Here is a 14,484-nt window from a genome sequence, read left to right on the forward strand (position 1 = left end):
TCGCTTTAGCATTCACTATGATGTGGCTACCAATGTGGGCTGATTAATATATGTACTACAAAGATCAACAGCCCCTAGTAGTACGTTACCTTTTTAACTTCGCGTGGTTTTACTTCGCCAATGTATAAATCGTGCACACGCTTCATGTTGAGCTCAAGCTCGGTTACATAAGTATCATCTACGGCGTAAGTTTTAATTATTTGTGCACCTTTAATAAGGCCCTGTACTTTGCTTTCTAAGTAATCGTCTTGAGCTATTGAGCCTTCCACTGTTGTTCCTGCGGTAATTTTTTGCCCATATACTTGCTCAGTAAGCTCGCGGTAAGCCTCAAGCTTAGAAGCCTTAATTGCCATAAGTTGCTTTTGCGACGCGTTAGCGCCTTTTTGTAAGCTAATAGGTGCATATCCTATCGCTTTTAAAACTGGGTAATTATTTGGCTCTACATATTTATATTCAACATGCTTATCAAAAACGCTGCTACAACCACCTATGGTTAAACACCCAAGTGTAATAAGTAATGAAATTGCTCGCATAGCATCTAGCCCTAGTATTGTAATTAGCAGTACATATGCACGTTTAATGCCATTTATAGCATTACTAATAATTACCAAATAACATTGGTACACTCCTTGCTCTACCTAGTTAATAGCTAACGTTTAATTGGAGTAAAAGTATGAAGTCGTTTTTATCATTGGCATTTGCAGGGTTAAGTGCAACGGCATTATTAACTTTCTCACCTTTTACTAAAGCGCAGTGGTATGAATCAACGGGCCATGCGAACGTTCAAAATGGTGATACGAGCGCTGCTAAATCTGCTGCTATAAAAGATGCAATTACACAAGCGCTAGTATTCTCTGGCGCGCGGGTTAGCTCTGTGCAAACCTTGGTAGATGGCGTGTTAATGCAAGATCAGCTAAAAATTAGCAGTCACGGCGAAATTCAAAAAATTGAACTCGTCAGCGAAAATAAATACGACAATAAATTTGCCGTTACATTACGGCTCGATATTTTTTCTCAAACAGAGCAATGCCCACAAAATAGCTTTAATAAATTTGTGGCCGTTACGCAAAGCCAACTTGTTCATCGTGAACACGCTAAAATGGGTCAAATATTTGACGTAAGCAAAGCGATTAGCAAAAATATTTTTACCTCCCTGCAAAAATCAAAAATGAGCGCAGTACCTATTGCTTACTATAATAATGCAATAAGCGTAGATAAGTACTTTTCGCAGCAGCACGACTATTCAAACGCCCAATTAGAAGAAATATCCTCGCGCAGTAATGCTCAATATGTCCTGCTTAGCCAAATAACCAGCCTTTCGACCAGCGACAAACTTAATAACGATTACGCATTTTGGCAAGACGAGGCGTATGAGCGCAGTTACAACATTGAATTTGCACTATTTGATGGCACTACCTATGAGCAACTTTGGCAAAATAGTTACCATACTCAAGCAATTTGGCCGTTTGAAAAAACAACCATAGTTGATGTCAATAGTGATAGATTTTGGCAATCGCCTTATGGGCAAAGCATAACCGATATCAACCAATCGGTAAGTTATGATATTCAAGCCGCCATGGCGTGTTTGCCAACTCAAGGCAAAATAATGCACATGGAAAATAGCAAAATCGTTATCAACTTAGGTAAAGCCCATGGTTTGAAAAAAGGCCAGACGCTTAGTATTGCGCATCATAACTATTTAACCGATGCCGCAGGTAATGTAATGCCGCACACTATCACCACGCTAAATGAAATTCGCGTTGAGCAGCTTTACCAGCAAACTGCAGTAGCAGTTAGTATTGACAATAAACCGCTACCTGGCGTGCAAATTAACGATGTAGTAGAAATAATCAGCCAAGATCTTTAAACCTTTTTAGCTAATTTAGCTCTTAAATTAGGGTGAGCCGATAACCACTCACCCAATTGTTCTACACCAGATAAATGCGGATAATGCTTTCTGCATGCAAACACCACATTACGCTGCTGATTAGGGAATATAGGCAAGTAATCAATCCCTACACGGTCGGTACATGCCAACTTTGGTACAAATGTAATACCGTCATCCATAGCCACTAACGCTAATAATGTTTCTAAACTATTACCTTTATACTGGTTAGATACATCGACCCCTGCAGAAAAACAAAACTTTTGGGCTTGATCTTTAAAGCAATGACCATCACTTAACATTAATAGGCTAGAACCTTGCAGGTCACTAAGCGCTACTTTTTTATGTTTAGAAAGCGCGTTGTCATGTGATACAGCAACTAAAAAATCTTCTTTGTATAAACTAATAGTATGGTAGCTTTTAAGCTCTGGTACATCGGCCAAAATAGCAAAGTCGAGTTCGCCGCTATCAAGTGCCTCTAAAATAGTGGCTGTTTGCATTTCGATAAACGAAAACTGGCTATCAATAAATGCCGCTTTCATCGATGTTAATAACGCAGGCAGTAAATACGGTGCTATGGTAGGAATAATACCAATAGTTAATTTACCTTGTAGAGGCTCGTTAGAAGTAGCTGCAAGTTCTTTGAGTATTTGCGTTTGTTCTAAAATAATCTCTATTTGCGTTAATAAACGTTCACCTTTTGCTGTTAAGGTAACTTGTTTAGTTGAACGGTCAAATAAAGTAACGCCAAGCTCATGTTCGAGTTTTTTTACTTGACCACTTAATGTAGGCTGGCTAACAAAACATGCATCGGCAGCTTTGCGAAAATGCTTATATTGCGCTATTGCTTTTACATATTCAAAATCTTTTAAGTTCATATTCAGCTCTACGTGATAGTTTATAACTATCAGTTTAATACAAACAAACGATTGGAACTATATTTATTTATTCGCCATAATAGCTCCATCAAATCAAGAGGAACAAAAACTATGTTAAACAATATCGAAGGTCAAACAATCCCAAGTGTTACATTTGCAACTCGTCAAAACGACGAATGGAAATCAGTAACTACAGATGACATTTTTAAAGGTAAAACGGTTGTCGTGTTTTCACTACCAGGTGCATTCACACCAACATGTTCATCAACTCACTTACCACGTTACAACGAATTAGCTGGCGTACTTAAGCAAAATGGCGTTGACGAAATTGTATGTTTATCAGTAAACGATACCTTTGTAATGAACGCATGGGCTGAGCATCAAGAAGCGCAAAACATTACTTTATTACCAGACGGCAACGGCGAATTTACTGACGGCATGGGCATGTTAGTAGATAAAAGCGACCTAGGTTTTGGTAAGCGTAGCTGGAGATACTCTATGCTGGTTAAAGATGGCGTGATTGACAAAATGTTCATCGAACCAGATTTACCAGGTGACCCGTTTGAAGTATCTGACGCAGACACAATGCTTGATTACATCAACCCTAAGCAAGCTAAACCAGAACCAGTAAGCATCTTTACTAAACCTGGCTGTCCTTTCTGTAAAAAAGCGAAAGAGCTTCTTACAGAAAAAGGCTTCGCATATGAAGAGATTGTTATGGGTGCAGGCGCATCACTAACAAGTCTAAAAGCTGTATCTGGTCGTGAGACTGTTCCACAAATATTCATTGGTGGTAAACACATCGGTGGTTCAGACGACTTAGAAAAATACTTTGCTTAATTAATAAGTAAATTAGATACCTAAAGTTAGTGGGTAAAAAATAGGGGCTTTTATGCCCCTATTTATTAGAGGAAAAAATACTATGAAAGAATTGCAAACCGATGTTGTTGTTATAGGCGCAGGTACTGCTGGTTTAAGTGCTTACCGTAACGCTAAACAGTTTACACAAAACGTATTAATGATCGAATCAGGCCCATACGGCACAACATGCGCACGTGTTGGTTGTATGCCAAGCAAGTTATTGATTGCAGCCGCCGAAGCCGCACACGCAATTGAAATGGCACCTGCATTTGGTGTTCATAGCTCAAAGCCAGTCATTGATGGTAAAGCAGTTATGGCACGCGTTAAAAGTGAACGAGATCGTTTTGCAGGATTCGTAGTAGAAGCCGTAGATGAATTACCTGATGGTGATAAAATTCGTGGCTACGCACAATTTTTAGACACAAACCGCGTACAAATAGACGACCACACAATTATTACAGCAAAACGCTTTGTAATTGCTACCGGTTCACGCCCTTCATACCCTGGCGTATTTAATAACTTTGGCGACAAACTTATTATAAACGACGACGTATTTGATTGGGATGACCTACCAGAATCAGTCGCTGTATTTGGCCCTGGTGTTATAGGCCTTGAAATTGGCCAAGCACTTAGCCGACTAGGCGTAAATGTAAAACTATTTGGTGTAGGCGGCGCAATTGGCCCACTTACAGATCCAGTCGTAAAAGACTATGCAAACACTGTTTTTGCTGAAGAATTTTTTGTAGATACCGACTCGAACGTATCTGACATGATGCAAGTTGGCGACAAAGCACAGCTAACTTACACCGACAAACAAGGTGAAAAACACACCGAACAGTTTGACTACGTACTTGCAGCCACAGGCCGAGTACCTAACGTAGATAAACTAGGCCTTGAAAACACCGGCATTGAGCTTGATGAACGCGGCGTACCGCACGCAGACACGCACACAATGCAATGTGGTGAATCGAATATATTCATAGCAGGTGATGCAAGCAACATGCTCCCACTGCTACACGAAGCATCTGACCAAGGTGCTATCGCAGGCCAAAATGCAGGGCGCTTCCCAGATGTACGTATAGGTCTGCGTAGAGCAAAAATTGCAGCCGTATTTAGCGACCCACAAATAGCAATGGTCGGCGAAAGCTACAAGCAAATTACTGACCGATTAGGCCCATGTGGTTGTTTTGAAGTAGGCGAAGTCAGCTTTGAAAATCAAGGCCGAAGCCGAGTAATGCTAAAAAATAAAGGTCATATGCGTGTATATGCAGAGCAAGGTACAGGCTTATTTTTAGGTGCTGAGTTTATTGGCCCACAAGCCGAACATATTGCTCACTTACTAGCATGGGCTGTACAAAACAAAATGACCGTACCAGAAATGCTTGATATGCCATTTTACCACCCAGTAATTGAAGAAGGGTTACGCACCGCCCTTCGCGACTTAAACGCCAAACTTAAATTTGGCCCAGACATTGTAAATTCATGTATGGAATGTGGCCCAGGCGCATAACCTATTTACCACACATACAAACTTGCTAAGCAAAAGCCAAAACTAACGTTTTGGCTTTTTTTTATAATTTTTTTAAGCTGATCTCTCAAAAAAAATTTTAGCTGTTACACTTAATTGATAATTCAATTAAAAAGATGGAATAGCTATGCCCAATAATAAATTTAGACTAGTCACTCGCAGCGATTTTGATGGCTTAGTGTGTGCCGTATTGCTTAAAGACTTAGACCTAATTGACGATATTTTATTTGTTCATCCAAAAGACATGCAAGACGGCAAAATAGACATTACCGAAAACGACATTACGACCAACCTCCCCTACGTTGCAGGCTGTCATATAGCATTTGATCATCACCTTAGCGAAACCGTTCGTAACTCAAGCGACATAAAAAATCATATCATTGATCCAGAAGCCCCATCAGCAGCTCGCGTAGTTTATGACTACTATGGCGGCGCTGAAAAGCTTCCAAATATTTCTGTTGAAATGATGGACGCGGTAGACAAAGGCGATGCTGCTCAGTTTTCAAAAGACGAAATATTAAACCCAACCGATTGGGTATTAATGAACTTTATTATGGATGCGCGAACTGGACTTGGCCGTTTTCGCGAGTTTAAAATTTCAAATTACCAATTAATGATGAAACTGATTGATGCGTGTAAAGATCAGAGCATACAAGACATTCTAAAAATGGAAGACGTAGCCGAACGTGTTGCTTTATATAACGAGCATAACGAAAAAGCCAAAGAGCAAATTTCTCAATGCGCTACCGTACATAAAAATTTAGTGATCCTTGATTTAACCCAAGAAGAAACAATTTACGCCACAAATCGATTTGTTATTTATGCAATGTACCCCGACTGCAATATCTCGATTCATAAAATGTGGGGCCTTAAAAAGCAAAACGTAGTGTATGCCGTTGGTAAATCAATCACTAACCGCAGTTCGAACACCAATGTTGGCGAGCTGTGCTTAAAATATAATGGTGGTGGCCACTTAAATGCCGGTACTTGCCAAGTAGAAACAAGTAAAGCCGAGGCAGTACTGAGTGAGTTAATCAATACAATTACGAGTGATGGTTAATATTAACTTACAATAACCAGAGTAGTAGCTCTGGTTATTTTATTTTTTGCAGGGTGAGTTTTAATCACTCACTTTTTTATATAAATTTCTGTAATCATAAAAGAAATAATGACCTCATGTTAGATACTAAAAACTTCGAAAAAACACTTTATCAAGATACCAAAAAAGCATTTAAAGACATCATTCAAAAATATGGTAACGATCTTTATGTAATGGGTTTTTACCACACAGGCAGCTACTCATTACTTCCAATGTTTAATACTTTATCAGATTTAAAAGAAGTATTTGAAACAGAGTACAACAACGATGTAAGTAGCTTTTACATGGCTAAATGGAACCCTGAGGACTACCCGACACTTGAGAGTTATTCAGAATACTTTGATGAAACAACGCTAGAATGCCAAAAACTAGAAAACAGCATTGATCTGTTTCAATCAGATATAGAAGCAATGGATAATTGGCACCAATGGCTTACAGCAATGGAAAAAGTACTTATGCAATTAAATGCAGAAGGATTATTTTCAAATGGTATTGAACGCGAAAAAATCACTTTAGCAATACTCGCCTATGATGAAGAAGAAAGCATTCAATTTAAAAGAATCAAACGACTTAATCCACCAGCCGTTCTAACGCAAATTCAAGCTGACTTTGAAGCAATGATTACAGAGCGTGAAAAATGTGAGCAAGAAGTGTTAAAAGCTTTCACCTAAAAATACACAAACATACCCATGGCTTAAATAAACACGTTACTTATAACTTTAAGCCTGTTTTTTAAGCCTGAGCAGCTAAGGATTTATAGCTAAAGATTAAATTTAACTATTGAGTACTTACAAATTAGTTATACTAATCTGCTTATATGGGGCCTATTTAACGTTAAGAAAATAATGCTAGAACTAGGCAAAATTTTAACGACGTTATAGTGAAATTTAATTCTTTAAATTAGTCAAAGATTTATACAGGTTGGTATTATTCAGCAATCAGCGTATTATCAAAGTTAGAAAGAACCTTGTATTTAATACTATTTTTTGATGCTTCAAGCACTTTGATTTTAGCGCCTTTAAACACAAAATCATCGTTTTCACCTAAATCTATCGTGAAATCTTTCGAAAATGGTTTCTGAGTCATCGAGTCACTAAACTCTCTGTATGTAAAACGAAGAATACGCCCTACTTTTCCATTGTATTCAATGATTTGTTGTAGGCTGTCTTTTCTGATCATTAAGGTTTTTTCGCGGGAGTAAGTAAAGCTCACAATTGAGCTATCGTAGCAAATCATTAAATCGATACATATTTCATCTTTTTCAGGGTTATATTGTACATAATTTTGACTACGCAATGGCTCACCTAAGCTGTTGTTAATGCTTACTGCTGAGTCATTATTCGATTCAAAATTCACACCTGTACTTTTGTAAAATACAGTTCTATTTGGCACACCACCATAATAAGCATCAAAAGGCTCTACAGTAACCGTTTCGGTATAAGTGCCCGTAGCTTGAGATAAAAGCTTAGCGCCACTAATAGTGTCTGATATTTTATTTAATAGCGGAGTAGAAATAATAACGTCTTGTGATTGAGGTGCTTTAGATGCGCACCCCGATAACATTATTGTTAGTGCGGCAGCTAAAGATGTAAGTATTATTTTGTCCATTATTTTTCTTTCCCTGCATTTTTAGCGCTAATATTTTTAATAAAATGGTGGGCTATCAACCATCCTTTGTAGAGCGGTTTATGATAACTTAAAGCTGTAATCAATTCATTGTAGTTTCTTCTCTACCTGCTTTTTTAAAACCATTCATAATAATACTTATTTTGTCAGTATGACAACGGTATAAAGTTAATAACGTTCATTCACTCGTGGTGTAACTTATTGATGCGCTGCGTCATATTGGTGTATCCGCTAGTTCCAATAAATTAGCCTGAATTAAGACGTTTACGATCTATGTTTAATGATAAAAAAGATAACCCATTAGAACAAGCTCGCTTCGCTGCGGATAATAGCGATTAGAAAGGCTATGTACTTGCTATGGGCGGTTTACACAAAGCTAAAAGATAGACCTATCAAATTACACACCAATTTAAACATCGTTGAGGAAACTGGCGAGTGTTTGCAAAGCTACTACGATGGTGAACTCATACTCAAAGTAAAGGGCTTATGGTTCGCTGGTAAAGCCGCTTGTAAAAAGGTAATAGCACAAGGCACTATTCATGGAAGGTAGAAAAAGCATAACCTAAAAGTAATAACTTTTTAGCTAAAGCTACCTATTATCTAAAAAGAGCTAAAGCTATCATCAATAAATAAAGCTGTAGTTAAATACAATATTTCAAATAGCTAAAGCTCTAAACTAAGCTTTAGCTCATATCAAACAGCAACATAAAGCCAAAAATTACCTTTAGCTAACTACTAGCCAGAATAGCAAAAAGGATCTTACTTGGAGTTCTGTAAATAACTGTACTTAACTAATAATATTTACTCTATATTTTGCAATTAGCTGAAGCAATCAGGAGATTTTGATTAAATTAAACAACCTCAGTAAAAAGCCATCTACAATCTAATTTTTAGATTATATGATTAGTTAGCGTTGACTAAAAAAATTATATAAGTTAATTTATTTTTGGCGCTAGCCACACCTGCACGTGAGTGAAAAATAGCAAACAACCTGAAAAGGTAAAAATAAAATAAGATTAACCTTATTAAATTTTAATGAATACTTACATGGCTTGAGAGATCGTGTAGTAATCGCGTGTTGCAATGATTGATAACAGAGCTTCTCTGTCTCAAGCATTTGGATATATTTATGAAAAATTTAAAACCTCTTCTTTTTTCGACCCTATCTGAGTTAAAAAAGTCTTCATCGTCAATTAAAAATTCACATCTATATGAAGCATTTGCAGCATTTTGCGGTTTCAAAAGCTATGCTGCACTCCAGGCTGCCCCTGAGTTTTATGTTAACGATTTTGAACAGAGCAAAATTCAATGTTTCAATCGAATGAAGCAGATGGGCTTTAGTAACGCCGAATCATTGCAGATATACCAAAATATTAAACTAGTATGGGAACAATATAATAATATCTCACTAGAAGATATCTACACATTTTATAGTGAAGCCTCATATGAAGATATTCTAAAATCAAAGCATACTCTCGATGCCTTAATGCTCTTAGTCGAATCTGGTAATAAGGAGGCTATCTTTATTAGCCTTATATTCACTACCCAAGTACTAGCCAAATACAAAGACAACCCAGACAATCGGAGTGGCAAATTTTGGTATAAAAAAAAGCTAGCAAACGAAAACCTTAATCAATTTCAGCTTAATATTGCAGAGCAATTCCAGCAAATTGCATCATATAATAAACTTTTTGAGTTACTGCTAAAAAAATTTGAAGCTAGTAACAAAAAAGCCTTTCCGAGCCCTGCAATTTTAAAAGTAATTAGTAAATACTTTGATGATGGGGTAAAACGTTGCTGGAGTAGTTATTTCTCCGCTAAACCATACCTTGTAATAGATTCCATTTTTTATGTTTTAGATTATTACAACTCAGATATACCAATAATCCCATCACATATATACCAAGATTGGTTAAAAGCCGAAATGCTTACATCTCATTCACACGAAAATTTAGTCGAAATTATCGAGCTCTCAAATAATAATGACGAAAAATGGCTATGGTATTTCGTAGGCTTGGAATTAGGTCTTGATGCGACACAATCGAATTTACGCGCAATAAACGCAAATACTGGTAAAGACTACGATGATTATGGACCAATGGATGTTATTGGGAATGAAGGTGTATGTCTTCCAGCGATTTCTGACAAGAGGAAAATCCAACTAAAGAGTGAAGCGATTAAACTTATTTCTTAGTTTATTTTAGTCTGTCAAATTTCAATTTTATTATATATTTATGGAGTGTAATTGATTTATCTATTTAAAGCTAAATGATATTACACTCTAGATTTTAGAGTCGTTTCGAGTTATTTATCTATTAACCCTGTAGCAATTATAATTATCTGGAAATATCATATTAGGAGTTAGTTACTTTAGTCCAACTCGCTATTATTAAAACTATTTCAGTATAACGATACTTACACTGAGATAGCTGTAGCGTAAGTAATTAGACTACAAGACTTTAAATTATGATGCTACATATGTGCTACATGAGGATTGGAAACTTAGAATAAACCACTATAACTCATTGATTTAATTGGTAGCCCCTGCAAGAATCGAACTTGCAACTGCCCCTTAGGAGGGGGCCGTTATATCCATTTAACTAAGAGGCCACAAATAAGCTGTGTGCTTAGAAGTGTGAATTATAACGGCATCTGGTTTTTTATATCAAGCAACAACTGAACTTAATTACTTGATAAGTATATATCTTCTTTATTTAGTACATATAGTGGGATTAGTTTTCGGCTACTCGCGACAATTTTTTTTGTATGCACGTTAATTACACGTGTATTTACAACAACAGCATCACTGCGATAAATTAATGTGCCCGCTAATACATGGCTCGCCATTTGCTCTTCGCTAAGCTTTTCAATATCACGCGAAAAAGCAAAATCACCACGGCTATTTACATCTATTGTTTGGGTTGTTTTAAAATCAACCACGCCATAACCAAACTTTTGTAACTGATGAATTAACGTTTCAGAAATTTGATTACCCAATTGATTACTTTTAGTAAGCGACGAATCAAGATCGACCAAGGTAGTAACGGCAATATTAATATTGGTGTCGGTATCGCTTTCAAACTCAAGCGTATCAACCAAATCAAGTGCCATTTGCTCTACATAGTTAGCAAGTGTTTTATGGTGCTTAAGTGGTGTGAACTGCTGAGATGGATCATATTCAACTTGCGATTGTATTGCTTGATTGTTATAAGCAACATTAAGCTGATCATTACCACCGTTTACTGTGTAATCAGTTCGTGTTGTGTTTTCGTTATGCTCATTATTTTGCGTCATTGAGCAGCCTGTTAACCCAATTAAAGTAGTAAATCCAACGATAGTAATTAGTATATACGACATAGTTAGCCTCACTTGCTTGCTTGCTTAAGCATTATGCCATCAGTGCGGTAGTTACTATTAAGTGCATCAACAACTGACTGTGGAATAAAACCTTGCGCAGTGCCTACTACGGCTTTGCTTTGCAGTCCAATAATACGTGCGTTTACAAGAACTCCTCCTTGACTACTTACTAATGTGCCAGCGAGTACGTATTTAAAGTTTTGATCTTGGTTAAGCTCTAAATAATCTCGACTAAATACAAAGTCTCCTTCAGGTGTAACACGCATGTAGTCGGTTGTTTTAAAGTCAATAACGGGTATGCCAAAATTATGTAGCTCGTGCATGAAACTTTCAGATATTTGATTCCCCAGTAAACTACTATCATTAAAATCATCATCTAAAAATACAAAGCTAGAAACGGCTAATGATGTTTTTCCATTAACATATTGCAGGTTTTCAACCATGTCTTGCATTATTCCGCGTACATAATGATTTATGTTCTTTCGCATTGGTGGAGCCGGCTTGGTATGACTATTTTTTTGAGCAAAGTCCGATTGAAATAAACGATCATTGGATACCGGATCTGCAACATCACGCTGATTATTAACGAGTTGCGCTGTTTGGTTATTATTTTGAACCTGGGTCTCATCCGTACCAGTATTCATACCATTTAGTATATGCGAACAGCCAAAGCCCAAAGGTAAACAGAGGGTAATTAATAGGTTTCTCATTTTGTGCTCCTGGTTAGTATTCGCTGCGGTATAAGTAGCCGTCGCGTTGCTGTATTTTTTCATTACCCCACATTACATTAATTGGGATCTCTGTACTGCCGGCAGACAAAACTTGTTTATTATTAATATTTATCAAACGCGCATTTACAATATAAGCGTGTTGCTGACGGGTCACTGTGCCGGTAATAATTAAGTCAATATTCTGACGAGCGCGTAATTTATTTAAATCACGACTAAGTATACTGTCGGCATGTTCTGATAAATTTAAGCTGTTTCCCAATCTATACTCAACGGTGTTATATCCCAGTTGGGTCATTTGAGTTAAAAGACTTTCTTGGATCTGTTGGCTTAAACCAGAACCTTGCTCTGTCATTAGTTTTGAGTCGATCTTATCGGCAAGAAAAAAGCTACTTACACCAATACGTGCATTTCTACTTAGCGGCCCTTGAAGATTATTAAGTTGGGCTGTTAAGTTATTAACGTAATCACTTACTGTGTAGGCTGCCATAGCTGCTTTGGGAGCATTAGTACTGATACTCGGCTCGGGCTGAGGCGTTAAACTACAAGCTGCTAGGTTTACAAATAATAAGGGCAATAACAGGCGCATAGTTGCCATCCTCTTTTAAATATATAAGAGTTAAAGCAATAATTATGCCTAAAAATTACTGTTTGTAAGGTTGTTGAACGTAATAACTAACAAAACATGCTACTTGTTGCTTTATTAGTGCTAAACAATCACTTTTAGCATCCGCTGAATTGCTATAAGCACCTAACTTCAATCGATAAAAAGTTGTGTTATTAACTCTTACGGTTTCTACATTTACCTCAGTGGGTGAGATAATATTTTGTGGTATTTTTTCTTGGAATTCGCTGAGCTTCTTTTGTAATGCATTTTTATTTTTAAAAGCGGCAATTTGCAAAGCAAACAATACCGAGTGGGTTTTTAATACACTCTCGTTATTAACTACATCATTTACAGGAGTATTTAGAACATCAAACTCATTTAGCTGTTTTAGATTAGTAGCAAGCTGCGTTAATTTATTTTCTAACTTTAGTAGCTGCTCTACTTTAGGTTGAGAGCTTTCCCACTGTGCGACTGAAACTTTAAGCAGCTCCAAATCAGACTTCTCAATAAGAATCGATTGCGGGTTGGTTTGAGTCGTTTTAACTTGCTGGGGTGAGTTACATGCAGCTAAAGCAAGTACCGTTAATAGCACTATGCTTTTAAATATCGGTTTTAAAAGCATTTACTTTTCCAAAAGCGAGTTAAATTATGAAGAATATATTTTATGGATAAATATATTTTAAGCAAGTTTCTATTTTAACTACAGCTTTATAGGCTTATCGGTATAGTTACTTACTATGCAATCGAGTTTATAAAGCTTGAATACGGCGCAGTCTGCTTTTGCATTTTTAAAGTTTTGGTAAGAACCAAGCTTTAGCCTGTAAAACATTTTGTCGTTTATTTTAGCGGTTTCTACATTCGTCAATATTTTGTCTCTAAACAACGGCGCTGCTTTAGTATTTAGTTCTTGCCATGCTTTAGCCACACCTTGTTCTGAGTCAACCGAAGCTACCTGCAAAGCAAATACATGTTTAGGTGTATTTAATTTTACAGTTTGTTTTTTATTACTGTCGTTTTGTTTAACTTGTTGGCGTGATTTAACATTACGTGTGTTCGTGGTGAGCGTACTGACTTACTGCTGTAGCCTTGGTTAGACTGAGCTATAGCTTTACTATTTATAATATCAATATGATTTACGAGGTAAGTTATTTCTTTTTCTAACCTTAAAATTCGCTCTATACCCTCGCGGGCTTGTTGCCACTGCATTGCGGCATCTTTTAGCTGAGCAAGCTCCAAGGCTGTAATTGAGACGTAATCAGGCGAGTTACTTTGAGATTGTTCATCAATAGCTTTTTTTTCAGGCGTAACGCTGCATGCTGTACCAAATAAAAGCATTAGCAAGCTGAGTAAAAGCCCTATGTTATTTTTTTTATATATAAACATGTATTAGTTATCCTGAAAGCAGTGTTTTTTCACTACATTTCAGTTAAACATTCTCACAAGAAAGCGTTTAACTTTTTTAAGCTGTGAGCTATAAAACTTAGCTCTTCGCATGCATGTCAGTGTTTCGTAAAACACATCGTTGCATACTCCACCCCGTCCTTGAGAGCATTCTTTAATACAAATTTAATGCCAGTTAACACAAACTTTACAACATAAATAACAATATGTCTGTAATGACTTAAAAACTTTTATTTTTCGAGTGGCCCCGTCCTTACTTTATTCTAGGGCCTGTTGACCTTTCAGGATTAAAATTTGTTCAATCTCGGGGCCATTTAATCGCGGCGCGAGGTTTGTAACCTAGTGGGCTCGATAACTGCTCCTGCGTTATTCTACTGGCTTACATCCATGTAAGAATAAGTAAAAACCGAGTAAAGCTTTCGCGTCCTGCTCACGCCCCTTACCTACATCCATGTCATAGGTAGGTACTTAAGAAAAATTTTAAGTGCAGCCTTAAAAATTTGGCTCTACCCCA

13 protein-coding genes, 1 tRNA gene and 1 pseudogene are annotated in these 14,484 nt (G+C 37.0%); 6 read left to right on the forward strand and 9 right to left on the reverse strand.

Translation table 11 applies throughout. The annotated features are described in order from the left end of the window. Positions 1 to 74: 74 nt before the first annotated feature. Positions 75 to 533, reverse strand: coding sequence for an LPP20 family lipoprotein (locus I6F53_RS18815; protein ID WP_197240785.1), 459 nt, complete (start codon positions 531 to 533; stop codon positions 75 to 77). Between the two features lie 140 nt (positions 534 to 673). Here I6F53_RS18815 and I6F53_RS18820 point away from each other — a divergent pair, with 140 nt between their 5' ends. Next, entirely contained in the window at positions 674 to 1,867 is a 1,194-nt protein-coding gene (locus I6F53_RS18820; RefSeq protein WP_197240777.1) for a flagellar assembly protein FlgT, read from the forward strand. Here I6F53_RS18820 and I6F53_RS18825 read toward each other — a convergent pair. Continuing rightward, positions 1,864 to 2,763 carry a LysR substrate-binding domain-containing protein gene (locus tag I6F53_RS18825; RefSeq protein ID WP_197240778.1) on the reverse strand — a complete coding sequence of 300 codons (900 nt, stop codon included), beginning with the start codon at positions 2,761 to 2,763 and terminating at the stop codon, positions 1,864 to 1,866. The genes I6F53_RS18820 and I6F53_RS18825 overlap by 4 nt on opposite strands. Positions 2,764 to 2,874: 111 nt before the next feature. On the opposite strand from I6F53_RS18825, the gene I6F53_RS18830 reads away from it, so the two are divergent. The 4 genes from I6F53_RS18830 (at position 2,875) to I6F53_RS18845 (ending at position 6,922) form a co-directional block, all read left to right on the forward strand. Continuing rightward, entirely contained in the window at positions 2,875 to 3,603 is a 729-nt protein-coding gene (locus I6F53_RS18830) for a glutathione peroxidase (RefSeq protein WP_197240779.1), read from the forward strand. A gap of 82 nt (positions 3,604 to 3,685) precedes the next feature. Further along, entirely contained in the window at positions 3,686 to 5,134 is a 1,449-nt protein-coding gene (locus I6F53_RS18835; protein ID WP_197179211.1) for a dihydrolipoyl dehydrogenase, read from the forward strand. Positions 5,135 to 5,279: 145 nt separating this feature from the next. After that, positions 5,280 to 6,212: an exopolyphosphatase gene (locus tag I6F53_RS18840; RefSeq protein WP_166377242.1), complete on the forward strand. Its 933-nt coding sequence runs from the start codon at positions 5,280 to 5,282 to the stop codon at positions 6,210 to 6,212. A 116-nt stretch (positions 6,213 to 6,328) separates the two neighbouring features. Next, on the forward strand, positions 6,329 to 6,922 hold the full coding sequence (locus tag I6F53_RS18845) for a DUF4303 domain-containing protein (RefSeq protein WP_197240780.1): 594 nt from the start codon (positions 6,329 to 6,331) through the stop codon (positions 6,920 to 6,922). A 256-nt stretch (positions 6,923 to 7,178) separates the two neighbouring features. Here I6F53_RS18845 and I6F53_RS18850 read toward each other — a convergent pair whose 3' ends face one another. Beyond that, positions 7,179 to 7,859 (reverse strand): hypothetical protein, encoded by a 681-nt coding sequence (locus I6F53_RS18850; protein ID WP_197240781.1) that lies wholly within the window; start codon positions 7,857 to 7,859, stop codon positions 7,179 to 7,181. A 1,147-nt stretch (positions 7,860 to 9,006) separates the two neighbouring features. Here I6F53_RS18850 and I6F53_RS18855 point away from each other — a divergent pair. Further along, positions 9,007 to 10,071 (forward strand): hypothetical protein, encoded by a 1,065-nt coding sequence (locus tag I6F53_RS18855; RefSeq protein WP_197240782.1) that lies wholly within the window; start codon positions 9,007 to 9,009, stop codon positions 10,069 to 10,071. Between the two features lie 341 nt (positions 10,072 to 10,412). On the opposite strand, the gene I6F53_RS18860 is transcribed toward I6F53_RS18855, so the two are convergent. The 6 genes and pseudogenes from I6F53_RS18860 to I6F53_RS18885 all read right to left on the reverse strand — a co-directional run bounded on the left by I6F53_RS18860 (position 10,413) and on the right by I6F53_RS18885 (position 13,952). Beyond that, a tRNA-Arg gene (locus tag I6F53_RS18860) sits at positions 10,413 to 10,487 on the reverse strand. Between the two features lie 72 nt (positions 10,488 to 10,559). Beyond that, positions 10,560 to 11,234: a FlgO family outer membrane protein gene (locus tag I6F53_RS18865; protein ID WP_197240783.1), complete on the reverse strand. Its 675-nt coding sequence runs from the start codon at positions 11,232 to 11,234 to the stop codon at positions 10,560 to 10,562. A gap of 8 nt (positions 11,235 to 11,242) precedes the next feature. Beyond that, positions 11,243 to 11,944: a FlgO family outer membrane protein gene (locus I6F53_RS18870; RefSeq protein WP_197240784.1), complete on the reverse strand. Its 702-nt coding sequence runs from the start codon at positions 11,942 to 11,944 to the stop codon at positions 11,243 to 11,245. A gap of 13 nt (positions 11,945 to 11,957) precedes the next feature. After that, on the reverse strand, positions 11,958 to 12,551 hold the full coding sequence (locus I6F53_RS18875; RefSeq protein ID WP_197179193.1) for a FlgO family outer membrane protein: 594 nt from the start codon (positions 12,549 to 12,551) through the stop codon (positions 11,958 to 11,960). Between the two features lie 55 nt (positions 12,552 to 12,606). Then, positions 12,607 to 13,191: an SPOR domain-containing protein gene (locus tag I6F53_RS18880; RefSeq protein WP_197179191.1), complete on the reverse strand. Its 585-nt coding sequence runs from the start codon at positions 13,189 to 13,191 to the stop codon at positions 12,607 to 12,609. Between the two features lie 78 nt (positions 13,192 to 13,269). Then, positions 13,270 to 13,952: pseudogene (locus I6F53_RS18885) on the reverse strand (SPOR domain-containing protein). Positions 13,953 to 14,484 lie beyond the last annotated feature (532 nt).

This window comes from Pseudoalteromonas sp. SWN29 (genome assembly GCF_015864465.1).
GTDB lineage: Bacteria > Pseudomonadota > Gammaproteobacteria > Enterobacterales > Alteromonadaceae > Pseudoalteromonas.